10 protein-coding genes are annotated in these 14790 nt (G+C 53.7%); 9 read left to right on the top strand and 1 reads right to left on the bottom strand.

All coding sequences use genetic code 11. The features are described from left to right. Positions 1-425 precede the first annotated feature (425 nt). The 7 genes from FHS27_RS07325 to FHS27_RS07295 all read left to right on the top strand — a co-directional run bounded on the left by FHS27_RS07325 (position 426) and on the right by FHS27_RS07295 (position 11734). Positions 426-2360, top strand: a complete 1935-nt coding sequence (locus FHS27_RS07325) for a rhamnogalacturonan lyase family protein (RefSeq protein WP_184303627.1) — start codon at positions 426-428, stop codon at positions 2358-2360. Positions 2361-2367: 7 nt separating this feature from the next. Continuing rightward, positions 2368-4761 (top strand): rhamnogalacturonan lyase, encoded by a 2394-nt coding sequence (locus FHS27_RS07320; RefSeq protein ID WP_184303625.1) that lies wholly within the window; start codon positions 2368-2370, stop codon positions 4759-4761. 93 nt (positions 4762-4854) lie between these two features. Then, positions 4855-5832, top strand: coding sequence for a glycoside hydrolase family 43 protein (locus FHS27_RS07315; protein WP_184303623.1), 978 nt, complete (start codon positions 4855-4857; stop codon positions 5830-5832). A gap of 181 nt (positions 5833-6013) precedes the next feature. After that, positions 6014-7318 (top strand): rhamnogalacturonan acetylesterase, encoded by a 1305-nt coding sequence (locus FHS27_RS07310; RefSeq protein WP_246419236.1) that lies wholly within the window; start codon positions 6014-6016, stop codon positions 7316-7318. 344 nt (positions 7319-7662) lie between these two features. Beyond that, entirely contained in the window at positions 7663-8658 is a 996-nt protein-coding gene (locus tag FHS27_RS07305) for an alpha/beta hydrolase family protein (RefSeq protein ID WP_221224935.1), read from the top strand. Between the two features lie 73 nt (positions 8659-8731). Continuing rightward, complete coding sequence (locus tag FHS27_RS07300) at positions 8732-11128, top strand: glycoside hydrolase family 2 TIM barrel-domain containing protein (RefSeq protein ID WP_246419235.1); 2397 nt, start codon at positions 8732-8734, stop codon at positions 11126-11128. Between the two features lie 102 nt (positions 11129-11230). Beyond that, entirely contained in the window at positions 11231-11734 is a 504-nt protein-coding gene (locus FHS27_RS07295) for a GNAT family N-acetyltransferase (protein WP_184303621.1), read from the top strand. A 27-nt stretch (positions 11735-11761) separates the two neighbouring features. Here the strand turns inward: FHS27_RS07295 and FHS27_RS07290 are convergent, their stop codons facing one another. Next, positions 11762-13003, bottom strand: coding sequence for an ATP-grasp domain-containing protein (locus FHS27_RS07290; RefSeq protein ID WP_184303619.1), 1242 nt, complete (start codon positions 13001-13003; stop codon positions 11762-11764). A gap of 208 nt (positions 13004-13211) precedes the next feature. Here FHS27_RS07290 and fae point away from each other — a divergent pair, with 208 nt between their 5' ends. Both fae and FHS27_RS07280 read left to right on the top strand, forming a co-directional pair. Further along, positions 13212-13709, top strand: coding sequence for a formaldehyde-activating enzyme (fae, locus tag FHS27_RS07285; RefSeq protein ID WP_009095934.1), 498 nt, complete (start codon positions 13212-13214; stop codon positions 13707-13709). A 154-nt stretch (positions 13710-13863) separates the two neighbouring features. Beyond that, positions 13864-14760, top strand: coding sequence for an NADP-dependent methylenetetrahydromethanopterin/methylenetetrahydrofolate dehydrogenase (locus tag FHS27_RS07280; RefSeq protein WP_184303617.1), 897 nt, complete (start codon positions 13864-13866; stop codon positions 14758-14760). Positions 14761-14790: the final 30 nt, after the last annotated feature.

Here is a 14790-nt window from a genome sequence, read left to right as displayed (position 1 = left end):
AGGGGGACGTTGGGTTCTCGTTCCACGCGCGAAGGACGGATGAGCCAGATGTTCACGCCGTGTAAACGACGTGGCGTTTTTGAGAATGCATCTGTTTGTATTCTCACTTTGGTAACCAGTAACATTGCGATTTGATGACCGTTCAGTTTAGGTGTCCCTGCGGAAAGCGACTTTCTACCAACTCTCACTTCGCAGATAAGGTTGTTACGTGTCCCGCGTGCGGTCAAAGTCTCGCTCTGAAATCACCTTCTGGTAAGCCGGTTCTGAGATCGAGAGAGGCTGACGACCAAATCGAATCCGCGATTTCAGTGGCCAACTCATTGTCAGGGATCAGGCTTTCTACAGGCAGTGAGAAACTCAAAAGAGGTGTCGCAGCAGTTCAACAAAGAAGCGTTACTCACGTCCCTAAAGATCGCTTTGCTTATGTGGTTGCTGGATTTGGCGTGATCGCAGTCGGAATGGTTGCCGTGTTGTTATGGCTGAGCAATCGGGGGCCTGGAGAAACATTCGTAGCCAATGCGGCCGCGTCCAAGAATGGACCAATGCAGGTGGTGACGCAGGTTTCACGCAATCAAAAATACGATAGTACCGCACGTCCGATGGAGTACTTGGATCGGGGCTTGGTGGGTTTGGAGACTAAGGGAGGAGTCTTTCTGTCTTGGAGAATGCTAGGCACGGATTCAATCGACATTGGGTTCAATCTTTACCGCAATGGCAAAAAGGTGAATCCGCATCCGTTGACAAAGTCAACGAACTATCTCGACGTCGATGGTAATGTGAATGACAAGTACGCGGTGGAGATACTTGCAGCTGAGGGACCGTTGGAGAGATCTGATGCAATTTCAGTTTGGCCGCGAAAATCTGTGGTTGCGTCGGAAGCAATTCGGAAACGCAGGCCGGGCGTAGCGTTTAAGGAAATTCCATTGGCGTCGCCACCAACGGAACAGCATGTGCCTGGTGATATGAGCGTCGGCGATCTCGACGGCGACGGAACATATGAGCTCGTGTTTGAATGGGAAGGTCCCGAACCATGGATCGAAGCGATCGACTTGGATGGAAATCAGTTGTGGCGGATCTCTTGCGGGCCCAATACAACCGCACACAAACTCGCACTTTTGGTCTACGATTTTGACGGCGACGGACGAGCCGAGGTTGCTTGTAAAACAGGTCCTGGAACGAAAGACGGCTTGGGCAATCAGTTGAACCAAGGTCCCGCTGCGACAGATGATGATTCCGAAATTGTGGAGCGGATGACCAAGCATCTGACCGTGGACAAAGCGTATATCTCCATTTTTAAAGGGGATACCGGCGAAGAGCTTACGACGGTGCCATACCTGCCGGCGTTGGGATCGAAAGAGGAGATGAAGGAAAATTGGGGCGACGGTCATGGATATCGCGCATCATCGATTAAAGCGGCAGTTCTTCATCATAAGGGCATCGGGCCGCTGCTGGTTTTCACTCGAGGCATCTATACCCGAATTGCGATGGCCGCGTTCCACTGGGATGGCAAGCAACTGAAACAAATCTGGACGTTCGATACAAAGGGGCATCCACAGTACGCCGGTTATCGTGGCATGGGAAATCATAGTGTTGCCGTGGGGGATGTGGACAACGATGGATCAGATGAATTGATATATGGCGCTTGTGCGATCGATCACGACGGGAGGGGACTCTATACGACTGGTTTTGGGCACGGAGACTCGCATGCACTCGCCGATCACGACCCCGACCATCCAGGGCTTGAGTTTTTTCAGGGGCACGAGGACGACATTCACGGACTATCCATGCGAGACGCAGCGACGGGTGAAATCCTTTGGGAGATTGGTAGCAAGTCGGATGTGGGGCGAGCTTGGGCGGCGGACATTAACCCGGACTTTCGTGGATCTGAGTGTGCATCGAGTGCGACACCAAACTTGGACTGCCAAGGTCGCGAGATCATGACCAGATACAACCCTTATGATGCCGTCGTTTACTTCGATGGTGATCTTCAACGCGAGTTGAGGAAACGCACAGCCATCGATGACGGTTCTGGACCGCTCGGACGTATTCTGACAGGTTGGTATTTCGGGGCTGCGAATCTGCATTCCACAAAATATGACGCGAATCTTGTTGCAGATGTTCTTGGAGATTGGAGGGAGGAGATCATCTTTCGTCGTAGCGACAACCGTGCATTGCTGTTGTTCACCACTTGGATTCCCACCGAACACAAGAACTACACACTCATGCATGATCCGGTCTATCGAATGAATGTCGTCGTGCAGAACATCGGCTACAACCAGCCCGCGCATGTGGGCTACTATTTTGCCGATGGTCCCCCGAAACCCAATATCAGAATGGTCACTGACCATCTCAAAAAATAGACGTTCTATGAATGTTCAATTTACATGCTCATGCGGCAAACGACTTACTGCCGATTCTCGCTTCGCAAATAAGATTGTTTCGTGTCCGGTTTGTGGTCAGCATCTCACGCTTAAAGTTGCAGCGAAGAAAACCGATTTCAGCTCGACCGGATTCGATGATCTATCGCGGCTTAAGATTCCTGAATCCAGCGTGCCGCTGCCACGGCAGGTGATGCGGGAAACCATGCCGATATACCGCCGATCGGCCTCGGTGCGTTCTGCTTCACGGATGCGATTGGCGTGGTTGCCCTACGTCGTTGGCGGCGCGGGCGTTCTCGCCTTGCTCGGCATCGTTGTCGTGATGGTACGTCCAGCACATCGGGGGTTAAGCGAGACGGTTGTTTCCGAACGTGTTGGCGAATCCGTTGGCGATTTGGTTATGGATAGACCGCACGTCGCCGATTCGGTTTCTAAACCACGAGCCTCGCGTTTGAAGACAACGCAGACGACGGCACGTGCTGACGAAACATTCACTGCGGTGGCAGCACCCGTGACCCCGATTAGCCGACTCGTCGAGAAACTAGATAGAGGCTTAGTGGGGATTCCAAAGTCAGGATCCAGTGTGTTTCTGAGTTGGCGAATGTTGGGACTCGACCCAGAGGAAATACGGTTCAATATTTACCGGAGACCTAGTGGAGGCGACGAGATTAAACTTAATGAGTCACCACTCTATGCAACTTCGTTTTTAGACGATCAGTGGGATTCATCCCACGAACATACCTGGCGAGTGGTTGCGATCAGCGATGGTTTGGATCATGAGTTGGGCGGTTCATTTATATTGCCCGCCAAGTCTCCGACGCTGCCCTACTTGAAAGTGCCCCTTCAGCTACCCGAGGATGGGACGGCACCGGATGGAAAGGAATACACATATAGTGCCAACGACGCTAGTGTCGCTGATCTGGATGGTGACGGCGATTACGAAATTCTGCTGCGTTGGGAACCTTCGAATTCGTGGGGAGGCGGGCATCCCAATCGGTATACCGGCCCCGTATTAATCGACGCGTATACGCTAAGCGGTGAGCGTTTGTGGCGAATTGATTTGGGTATCAATATCAACGCATCCTCCCATATCACTCAGATCAACGCCTTCGATTTTGATGGAGATGGACGCGCTGAGATTGCTTTGCTGACTGCCGATGGTAGCGTCGATGGACGTGGGAAGGTTATCGGTGAACAGGGGGCTGACCATCGCAAGGCTGGCGGAACGGTATTGAGTGGAACAGAGTATCTCACGATCTTTGACGGTCTCACGGGGACGCAATTGGAGACCACTCAGTATGTTCCGCAACGCCATCCCGACACGACTGATCCGACACCTGACGAAATTTGGGACATATGGGGTGACAACTATGGCAACCGTATGAATCGTTTCAATTCGTGCGTGGCCTACCTGGACGGTGTGCATCCGTCTCTTGTGACGGCTCGAGGATACTATGGTGGCCGTGGACGTGGTGGTCGCACGTGTGTCACAGCCTGGACTTGGCGAGATGGGCGACTGAAGAAGATTTGGATGTTTGATACCCTTGGCCATCCCGAATTAGCGGGCTACATCGGTCAAGGTAATCACCAAGTCTCGGTTGCCGATCTTGACGCTGACGGACGTGATGAGATTGTTTACGGTGGTTGCGCGATCGACGACGACGGCACCGGCCTCTACACCACTGGGTTGGGACACGGCGACGCTCTGCACGTGACGGATATGGATCCGAATCGGCCCGGTCTTGAAGTGTTCGATATTCATGAAGGGCGTGGGCATGATGCGGGGATGGAATTCCGTGCTGCGGACGGTTCCGCGATCTGGAAGAAATTGCCTCACAAGGACGTGGGGCGGGGAGTGGCATTCGATATCGATCCAGCGTCCCCTGGATTTGAATTCTGGAGTTCAGGGGTCAAAGGGATCTTCAATGTCCATGGAGAGAGGATCAGCGAGAAGCGTCCTCGTTGGATCAACATGGGCATTTGGTGGGACGGAGATCTTTCTCGCGAAATACTTGACGGAACAGTGATCGACAAATGGGATCCGGTGGCAGAAGCCAATCGACGTCAGTTGACCGGCTACCAGAAGCCTTATTTTGGTTCGGCTAACAATTCTTCGAAGTCTAATCCCTGTCTCGTTGCTGACATTATCGGTGATTGGCGTGAAGAATTGATTTTGCGATCGCAGGATAGTTCGCGGCTAATGATTTTCGTCAGCACCCTACCGACCGATCATCGTCTTCGGACATTAATGCACGATCCACACTATCGAGTTTCGGTTGACTGGCAGAATGTCGGGTACAACCAGCCCCCGCATACGGGCTTCTATTTGGGGACAGGAATGAAATTGCCGCAACCGCCGTTCGCAATTCAATATCTAGATTGAACCCGTAACGGCAGGCGATTTCCGTTCGAGAATCAAGGGCCGGTTGGGGTTCAATACAAATGATTTACATAAAACAGCAGGATTAATTCAGATATGAAAAATTACAGCAACATCATCGCACTTGTTTTTAGCTTTCTCATCGTGCACGGGACTCTTTCTGCGGGGGAGGTTGCGGGATACCTTTTCGTGACCTTTAAATCGGAGTCAACGCCGATGACAGAGCAGGTCTATTTTGCTCTGAGCGAGGACGGACGTCACTGGGAGGCGCTCAACGATACCAAGCCCGTATTGGTGAGTGATTTGGGAGAAAAAGGCGTGCGTGATCCTTATTTGATTCGATCCCACGACAACACGAAGTTCTTTTTGATTGCGACCGACCTTTCGATCAATCTCAACCATGATTGGAGTCGAGCGGTGCGTTCTGGCAGTCACTGCATTGTCATCTGGGAGACGTCAGATTTGGTCAACTGGTCGGCTCCGCGCCTCGTCGAAGTTGCCCCAGAAGATGCGGGCTGCACTTGGGCTCCGGAAGTGATCTACGACAGCGAAAATGGCGAGTATTTGGTTTTCTGGGCGTCGACGACGGGGCGTGACGAATTCAGAAAGCACCGGATTTGGGCGGCCCGAACGAAAGATTTCGTTGCCTTCGGTGAACCGTTCATCTTCATTGAGAAGCCCACCACGATCATCGACACCACGATTGTCCAAGACTCGGGCAACTATTACCGATTCACCAAGGACGAGAAATTCAAAGCCATCACAATGGAAGTGGCACCGGAACTGAAAGGACCTTGGAGCGAAATCGACGATTTCAGCTTGGCAAGATTACGAGGTTACGAAGGGCCCGAATGTTACATGCTCGAGCCAGCGACCGGCAGCAAGCCAGCGACATGGTGCCTCATTCTTGATAACTATGCGAAACACCGCGGTTATCAGCCTTATATCACGCACGATCTCGCGTCTGGCCATTTCGAACCGCTTGAGGGATTCCAGATGCCGTTCCAATTTCGGCATGGCTCCGTGATGCCATTGACCGAGGCCGAATACCAACGCGTCAAGAATGCCTACTGAGTCCAGGATGGGACCTTCAAACACGTCCGTGTTGAGGCCGTCATGCGGGAAGGCCTCACGCTACTGCATTGGAATGCTGCCCGCATGCTGATTTCTCATTAACGTGGCGATCGCGTCCGGTTTGCGTCAGTTTGATCGCGGACGGATAGACTTTCTGTTGCCTCCTGTCGGAATATAAAACATGCTCAATCAAATCTTGGTGACTCGAACGTGGCACGGTCTTCTGTTGTGCTTTTCGATGTCGGCTTTGTGTTTCCCCGTTGCGGGTGCGGAACACAAATTCGATTTCGGTTCAGGCATTTCGCAACCGGGGGTTGTGAACGTGACGCCACAAACAATGTATGACTCAACACGAGGGTTCGGTTTTCTGAAGACCGAGGCCGCACGAACGGGAACGTCGTCGCTGTTTGCTGTTGATGTACCGGAAGGAAACTACGACGTCACGTTACGATTTGGTGATTCGGTGGATGCAACGTCTACCACGGTCAAGTCGGAAGCTCGCCGGCTCATGTTGGAACGGATCGAGACGGCACCCGGTGAGTATCAAACTCATACTTTTACGGTCAATGTGCGAAAACCGCCGATCAGCACGGGAGGCAGAACGAGGATCAATAGCCGCGAGATGGGGCCACCCGTGATTGCAGGTTGGGACGAGCATCTGACTCTCGAATTCAGCGGGCCTCGTCCCGGAGTTGTTTCGCTGGAGATCAAGCCTGAAACGCATGCAATCACTGTTTTCATTGCGGGTGACTCGACCGTAACCGACCAACGCAATGAACCCTGGTCCGGTTGGGGACAGATGATTCCGCGATTCTTCGAGCAAGGTGTGGCGGTTTCTAATCAAGCAGAATCGGGACTGGCGTTATTTTCTTTTGAGTCTCAAAAACGCCTTGCAAAAGTGCTGAGCATGATGAAGGAGGGCGACTACCTCTTCATTCAATTCGGGCACAACGATCAGAAAGACAAACGCCCGGACGCTGGACCGTTCACCACCTATCAGGCGAATCTGAAAAAGTTCATCGAGGCAACGCGGGATCACGGCGGCATTCCCGTCCTGGTGACGCCGATGGAGCGGCGGCGATGGAGTGGCGGGAAGCAACAGCAGACGCTCACCGACTATGCGCAGGCGGTTCGTCAGACGGGGGCGGCGTTGAACGTGCCGGTCATTGACTTGCACGCGATGAGTTTGGCGTTCTATGCCGCCCTCGGAGTCGAGAATTCCAAGCGAGCTTTCGTTCACTATCCGGCGAAGACATACCCTGGTCAGGACTCCGTTTTGAAAGACGATACCCACCACAACGTCTACGGAGCTTACGAACTGGCCAGATGTGTTGTCGAAGGGATCAAGTCAAATGTGCCCGAGTTAGCCAACTTTTTGGCGGAGGATGTCGGTAACTTTGATCCCGCACTTCCGGATGCACACGAGAGCATCAACATTCCTGTGACTCCGATACTCGGCGACGCTGAAACGCCCGCGGGCAACTGACGTTATTATTCGTGATTTCCTTCGGCGTGGTCGTGAAAACCACGATGAAAATGCAACCTACAGAGAGGCCATCCGTGTTACGTTCAGTTTTGATATCTGGCTTTGTCTTACTGGCAGCGTCGATGTTAGGCGGTGAGGCCATCGCACAGAAACGAGAGGTTGAGTCACCTACGCGCATTTCAGCGAGGCCAACCCTCTGCCAAGGGCACTGGCAGAGCGAAGCTGAAGCTCGGCTGCAGCTGACTCGTCTTGCACGTACGTACGAGACAGTTGAGCAGTGGCAGAACCGGGCTAAATTGATTCGAAAGCAGATCTTGCGAGGCGTCGGATTAGACCCACTTCCGATGCGTACTCCACTCAATGCGATTGCGAAGAATCGACGCAGCTATGACCAATACACGGTTGAGTCGATTGCGTTTGAATCGGTGCCGGGGTTCTTCGTCTATGGCAGTTTGTATCGTCCGGTGAACGGTCCTGCAAAGCAAGCTGGGGTTTTGTGCCCGCATGGCCATTGGAAAGGTGTTAGCGGTGGTCGGTTTCGATCCGATCATCAACATCGCTGTGCCACATTGGCTCGGATGGGCGCGACGGTGTTTTCGTACGACATGATCGGATTTGGTGACTCAGAGTTTTTGGGGTGGGATCATCAACATCCGCAAGTGTTCCAATTGCAGACATGGGCCAGTATTCGCGCTGTCGATTTTCTTGAGTCGCTGGGCGATATCGACTCAGAGCGGATCGCGGTCACAGGAGCCTCTAGCGGTGGTAGTCAAGCGTTCTTACTCACCGCGGTGGACGACCGGATTCGTGTTTCTGTTCCCGTAGCCATGGTATCGGCTCATTTTTTTGGTGGTTGTGATTGCGAGAGTGGGTGTCCGATTCATTTGACGCCCGATTTGGAAACCAACAACGTCGAGATCGCGTCTGCCTGTGCACCTCGCCCGATGCTGCTCGTTTCGGTCGGTGGCGACTGGAGTAAGAACACGCCGGAGGTTGAATTTCCATATGTCAAACATGTGTACGAATTGTTTGGTAGCGATTCCTTGGTTGAAAATTCACATTTTCCAGATGAAGGTCATGACTACGGACCGAGTAAACGCCAAGCCGTTTATGAGTTTTTAGTCAAGCATTTGGATCTCGATTCGTCCAACGTATTGGATTCCAAATCGGGGTTATTCGATGAAACGACCAACACAATCGAATCAACCGAGACGATGCGAGTTTTTGCCGACGCGAGTGAGTTGCCCGAACATGCATTGCCACCTGGATCGCTCATCGGCTTGGAGCGAAGCAGCGAGGCGTCCGGTAAGGAAAATTCATCATTGTCGCCATCAAATTGAAACAACCGTCGCGCCAGCTAGGTTCACTTTCTTCGTCTTTCCCACACACTCTCATTTAAGGTCACATCCAGAGATGTTTCGCAATTTGGCTATCGCGTTTTTGTTGGTGTGCTGCGTCGCCGTTGCCGCCAATGCTGCCCCCATTGAATACGTGGCCGACGCAGCAAATTCAGTGCGGGACGTGATTAGCATTGACGCGAGATGGGGATTCAACCGCGGTGATGTCTCCGCCGCGAGCATGCGGGAGTTCGACGATCGTGATTGGCAAACCGTTGATGTTCCTCATGACTGGGCGATTGCCGGGCCGTTTGCGAAAGATGCCCCCGCTAGCCGCGAGGGTGCTTTTCTGCCATCAGGAGTCGCGTGGTACCGCAAGCACTTTTCAATTTCAAATGACTTCATTGGTAAGAAGGTGTTCATTGAATTTGACGGTGTCATGGCCAACAGTGACGTTTGGATCAACGGTCATCACCTGGGCCATCGTCCCAATGGCTACGTGAGTTTTCGATATGAGTTGACCGATCATCTGAAATTCGGTGCAAATGAGGAGAACGTGATTGCGGTACGGAGCGACACCGCGAAACAGGTGGCTTCACGTTGGTACACCGGCAGTGGGATCTACCGGCATGTTCGCATGGTAGTCGTCGATCCGGTGCACGTTGCGTACGAAGGTGTCTATGTCACCACACCGGAGATCACTTCGGCTCACGCGACAGTTGACGTTGAAGTGCGGGTTGAAAACAGGAACGACAAAAAACGGGAAGTCAAAGTCAGCACGACGATCGTCGATCCTGATGGCACCGTTGTCGCGGAGGGGAATGCCGCAAGTGAATTGGAGTCGGGGGCTAGCGGTATGTTCGATGTTCACTCCGTTGTTGAGAATCCGGTGCTTTGGAGTTTGGAATCACCGAAACTCTATACCGTGATTGCCAAGGTGATTGTCGATGGCGTGACACGCGATCAAGTGAGCACGCCGTTCGGGATTCGCCGGGCCGAGTTTCGCAGTGACACCGGTTTCGTACTCAATGGCGAAAACGTGAAAATCAAAGGTGTGTGCTTGCATCATTGTGCGGGCGCACTCGGTGCGGCGGTGCCGGTGAGTGCCTGGGAACATCGCCTGAGTCGCCTGCGTGAGTTGGGCGTGAATGCGGTTCGAACGGCGCATAATCCCGTCGCTCGAGAGTTCCTGGATCTCTGTGATCGCATGGGAGTTTTGGTGATGGACGAGTTCTTCGACTGCTGGACGATCGGCAAACGGCGGGAGGATTACCATCACCATTTTCGCGAGTGGGCACATCGTGACATGGCTGATACGCTGCGTCGTGATCGAAATCACCCGTCCGTGATCCTGTATAGCGTCGGCAATGAAATCCACGACACTCCCAGGGAAGAACTCGCGAAGAGCATTCTGAAGGATCTTGTTGCAATTTGTCACGACATCGATCCGACGCGCCCAGTGACGCAGGGGTTATTCCGACCGAACGTGAGTCATGACTATGACAATGGTCTGGCGGATATGCTCGATGTGATTGGTACCAACTATCGTGACCTCGAATTGTTGCAAGCGTGGCGGGATCAGCCTGGGCGGAAGATCATCGGTACCGAGCAAGGGCACGATCGAAAGATTTGGCTCGCTTGCCGTGACAATGATCATCACGCCGGTCAGTTTCTCTGGGTGGGGATTGATTACTTGGGCGAGTCATGGCAATGGCCGGTGACGACGTACAACAGCGGGTTGCTCGACCGGACGCTGCGTTCTTACGCACGTGGTCGAGAACGGCAAAGTTGGTGGAGTGAGACGCCCATGGTTCGAGTGTTCCGTCGAATCGCTCCGACGGAGAAGACGCCAACGGATCCGGGCTACGAAGGCATTCAATGGAAACGACAGCAAGTTCTGTTTGACGATTGGTCGCCGAGAGCAACGGATGATCACGAAGAGAATGTGGAGGTATACAGCAACTGTGACGAGGTGGAATTGGTACTCAACGGCCGCTCTTTGGGAGTTCAAGCGTTACCGAGCGACGCGAGTGCTCGGAATTGGAGCGTTCCGTTCTCAGTGGGGCGTTTGATTGCGATCGGACGAAACGACGGCGTCGAGGTTGCTCGGGATGAGTTAGCAACGGCGGGGGAAGCGGCCCGGATCGAGGTTCGCGTCAACCGATCGACGTTGACTCCTGGTTTTGACGAAGTGGCGTACGTGGAGGTGACAGTAACTGACTCAAGCGGCGTTCGTGTTCCCCGGTCGGAATCTGAAATCGCATTTAAGGTGGATGGTCCCGGGAAATTGATCGCGGTCGATAGTGCGTCGATCGTTAGTCACGAGCCATTTCAGGCGAGTCGGCGTCGTGCGTTTCGAGGACGCTGTATCGGCATCGTTCGAGCGACGGATTCGAAGGGCGTCATCTCTGTGACCGCATCCGCGGAGGGATTGATACCGGGGGTTGCTAAGATTGACGTTTCGCCGGAGTAAAACCAAGGGTGGGTGGGGGCTAGATGTGATCGGGGGCGAGAGGTTAGGTATAGGCGTGAACGTCTGGTCAAGAATCCTCTCACACGCCTTGCTGAAGTTCTCATGAGTATCCGAACTCTCGTTGCTGACTATCAATCGCAGACGCACCGCGTTGCGATTTTACGATTGTTGTCAGAGTATTCGGCGGATCCGGCGATCGGCGGAATTGGACTGCCCTTTTCCGTTCGTCAGCGTGTCGTTGATGAGTTGGCTCGCCGCGAGAATGCGGTTTCGTTGCTCGCGATGGAGGAAATCACGGGAGCACCGCCGCAGGCCGTGGGGCTGATCAATGCCTTTGAGACCTTTTCGACGTTTGCGGCCATGCCGGTGCTGAATCTGCACGATGTGATGGTCACTCGTAGTCATCGGGGACGAGGAATCGGTCGGCGACTCATCGAAGCGGCGACGGACCTGGCGCGGCAACGTGGTTGTTGCAAGTTGACGCTGGAAGTGTACCGCGGCAATCAGGCTGCGGCGAATCTTTATCGCCGGTGTGATTTTCAAGACCCTCCTGGCAATCGCGATCTCGGAGAAACGATCTTCTTGGCCAAGTCGCTCAAAACTTGATGAATCAGAAATACGCAGTTCCGAAACTCAGAGATCAAAATTCTTTGGCTCGAAATTTGGTGCTGAGGTGATCACGCACGACTGAACTTCTGCAACGGAGTGTTTTAGCTGTCGCGCGAAAGTTTTTCGTTCTTCGTTGCTGTCAATCAGAACGGTCGCGATCGGTTGGCCACGTTGCACCGGAGTTCCCTCCGCGGGCTGGTCTGCGATTTGTATGCGAGTCGTCTGTTTCGGTAGAACCGCTGCGGTGAGATCGGTACGCCAATCAGGGGTGAGTTTTGAGAGATGAACGCGGCCGTCGTGACGACTGTAGACGATTCGTTTGGCATGGATGCTTTTTGCAGCATTTGATTCGTTATCGAACGTCGAGCGGAACAAGCTTATTTGGTTGTCGTAATCGTTTCCCAGCACGCTTTTAATGTGCATCGCCATGAGGGATTCGTTGCTGTCGAGTCGACCGGTCGCTCTCGCCTCGCGTTCGATCACTTCACACGAGGCGCTCGGCCGTTCATTCACTTCGAGCAGCCACCATTGATTTTGTCGGTCTTGGATAAAATCCAGGTTGAATAGGCCGCGTAGGCAACGCCGGTGGGCGACTGCTTCGGCGAGTTTTTGCATCGCGTTGATTTCTCGAGTCGTCAGAAGACGCCGAGTGTGATTGGTCGAAAGAGTTCGCGATCCGGCATAGACAAACGGACGTGCGCCAAACCGGACATGCATGGATCGAGTCAGGCCGAGCAGTTTGACTTCGTTGCCCGTTGCCAAAGCGACCAATCCATAGGGGCGGCCTGAGATTCGACGTTGCAGATAGACGTTGGTGGGCAATGTGTCGTTGGCGGATTGTCGATAGACTTCAATGCCGAGCCCGCCCGTAGAATTCACTCTCTTGATCAACCAGGAGGCGTTTGTTGGTTGGCGGTTTCCGTACGTTTTTGAAAAATCGGCTGAGGTGAGGGTTTCGGGAAAACGTAAGCCGCAGGCGAGGGCGAGCGATGCTGCCGCTTCGGGTTGGATCGTGGATTCATGCTGCATGCCGCCGACGCGAAGCGTGGTCGCGTGCTCGGTGCTGGCAAACTGAGCGATGGCGTGGGCTAAATTCTGTGCGTTGGAACGTTCCGCATTTGAAATGATTTGAAACCTTTTGCAGGCGGCGATGGTGTCTTGATCTCCAAACAAATCCATGCCGACGACGCGGCAATGCGATGCGGCGGATTGAGCGGCCCACCGGATTGACGCTCCGACCAACAATATGCGGGGGATTTGAGGCATTGGAGGACCGAAATGGGCGACCTGGTTGGCGAGGTTCGGTGGGTTTGTTACCGTTTCGTTTTGCAAGACCCACCCATCACTCTTGGAATTCGTAGCTCGTGGCGTTGTGAATGACGTGCACTCTCGAAACCTCTCCACGTGTGGGGTAAGGACCTCGGGTTCCCCACCGGTCGTTTCCCAAAACTCTTTTACTTAGAGGCATCCTGTCATGCATTTTCACATCGGAGAAGCCCTGGTCGGTGACGGCAACGAAGTCGCTCACATCGACCTAATGATCGGTAGCAAGAACGGTCCTGTCGGAACCGCTTTCGCAAACGCTCTGGCCAACCAAAGCGAAGGTCACACCAATTTGTTGGCCGTGCTCGAACCCAACGTCGCCGTTAAACCGTCGACTGTGATGATCACTAAAGTGACCATCAAGGGTATGAAGCAAGCCGTCCAAATGTTCGGCCCTGCCCAAGCCGCAGTCGCGCAAGCGGTTGCTGACGCGGTCAGCCAAGGAATCATCCCACGCGACGCAGCCGAAGAACTCGTTTGCGTTTGTGGCGTGTTCATTCACCCTGCCGCTGAAGATGACGAAAAGATCTACAAGTACAACTACGAAGCGACACTTGAATCGCTCAAGTCGGCGTTGGCGAACAAGCCGAGCGTGGACGACATGTTGGCTAAGAAAGATTCCGCGGCGCACCCTTTCAAGGGTTTCTAAATCATTCGTCGCCGAGCGATGATGCGGGTGACGTTGACGTTCGAGAACGTTGCCTGAGAAAAGCCAGTGGCTTTGCCGCGACAACAGCTTCGAGGGAAAAACCTCGAAGCTGTTTTTGTAAACAGACAGTTCTTTCGCAAAAGGTGAGCGAGTGATGGCCGAGAAAATTCTTCTGCAGTTCGATGTTGATTCGCATGCGAGTTCCTTTGATGCCATTGTTGCCATCGATGCGGGCGTGGACCGTTTGTTGCAATACGATTCGGTTGAGCCATCGGGCGTGGAGTCATTGGTTCACGGTGCCATGTTCACTCGCGGCGGGGACGATTTGAAGAGCACGGCGATTTTCGTCGGTGGCAATGATGTCAACCAAGCCGAAGAGTTATTCGGTGCGGTACAGAAAGCGTTTTTTGGTCCCGTGCGAGTGTCCGTGATGCTCGACGCATCGGGATGCAACACGACAGCCGCAGCGGCAGTGGCATCGATCACCAAACACATGCCGCTCGAAGGCGCAACGTGTGCGGTTCTCGGAGGTACCGGTCCGGTGGGCCGGCGTGTGGCGCATTTGTTAACGCGTCAGGGGGCACACGTCATCGTCACCAGCCGGTCGTTGAAGCGTGCCGAATCGGCATGTCATGACATCGCGGTCGGGATCGGTGCGAGCGACTCACACAGCAGCAACCTGGAAGCGGCGGCACCGGAATCTGACGAAGCCAAAATGGAGATACTCGGTCGTGTCGATGCGATCGTTGCGTGTGGTGCCGCGGGAGTTGAGTTGTTGTCCGCCGAAGAGCTCGGTTCGTTGAAGAAAATTCGGGTCGCGATTGACCTAAATGCAGTCCCGCCCGCGGGAATCGGCGGTGTCGAAGCGTTCGATAAAGCTAAGCGTCTGCGGGACGGCGATGACGACTCGCCGATTGTTTACGGACCGATCGGTGTCGGCGGGTTAAAAATGCGAACCCATAAAGCGGCAATCGCGAAGCTGTTCGAAAACAACGACGTGGTGCTCGATGCCAACGAAATCTATGACCTGACGATCGAACAAATGGGGTAGTTTCCCGGATCGGTTGATTCCCGCCGGTTC

It is taken from the genome of Aporhodopirellula rubra, assembly GCF_014192335.1.
Lineage (GTDB): Bacteria > Planctomycetota > Planctomycetia > Pirellulales > Pirellulaceae > Rhodopirellula > Rhodopirellula rubra.
Note: the sequence above shows the minus strand (reverse complement) of the source record. Positions and strands in the feature narration are given on the sequence as shown.

Bases quoted from the DNA above. Each gene is read 5' to 3' on its own strand.
- FHS27_RS07280 (WP_184303617.1), top strand. From the start codon at position 13,864: ATGGCCGAGAAAATTCTTCTGCAGTTCGATGTTGATTCGCATGCGAGT.
- FHS27_RS07320 (WP_184303625.1), top strand. From the start codon at position 2,368: ATGAATGTTCAATTTACATGCTCATGCGGCAAACGACTTACTGCCGAT.
- FHS27_RS07290 (WP_184303619.1), bottom strand. From the start codon at position 13,003: ATGCCTCAAATCCCCCGCATATTGTTGGTCGGAGCGTCAATCCGGTGG.
- FHS27_RS07315 (WP_184303623.1), top strand. From the start codon at position 4,855: ATGAAAAATTACAGCAACATCATCGCACTTGTTTTTAGCTTTCTCATC.
- FHS27_RS07300 (WP_246419235.1), top strand. From the start codon at position 8,732: ATGTTTCGCAATTTGGCTATCGCGTTTTTGTTGGTGTGCTGCGTCGCC.
- FHS27_RS07310 (WP_246419236.1), top strand. From the start codon at position 6,014: ATGCTCAATCAAATCTTGGTGACTCGAACGTGGCACGGTCTTCTGTTG.
- fae (WP_009095934.1), top strand. From the start codon at position 13,212: ATGCATTTTCACATCGGAGAAGCCCTGGTCGGTGACGGCAACGAAGTC.
- FHS27_RS07305 (WP_221224935.1), top strand. From the start codon at position 7,663: ATGCGTACTCCACTCAATGCGATTGCGAAGAATCGACGCAGCTATGAC.
- FHS27_RS07295 (WP_184303621.1), top strand. From the start codon at position 11,231: ATGAGTATCCGAACTCTCGTTGCTGACTATCAATCGCAGACGCACCGC.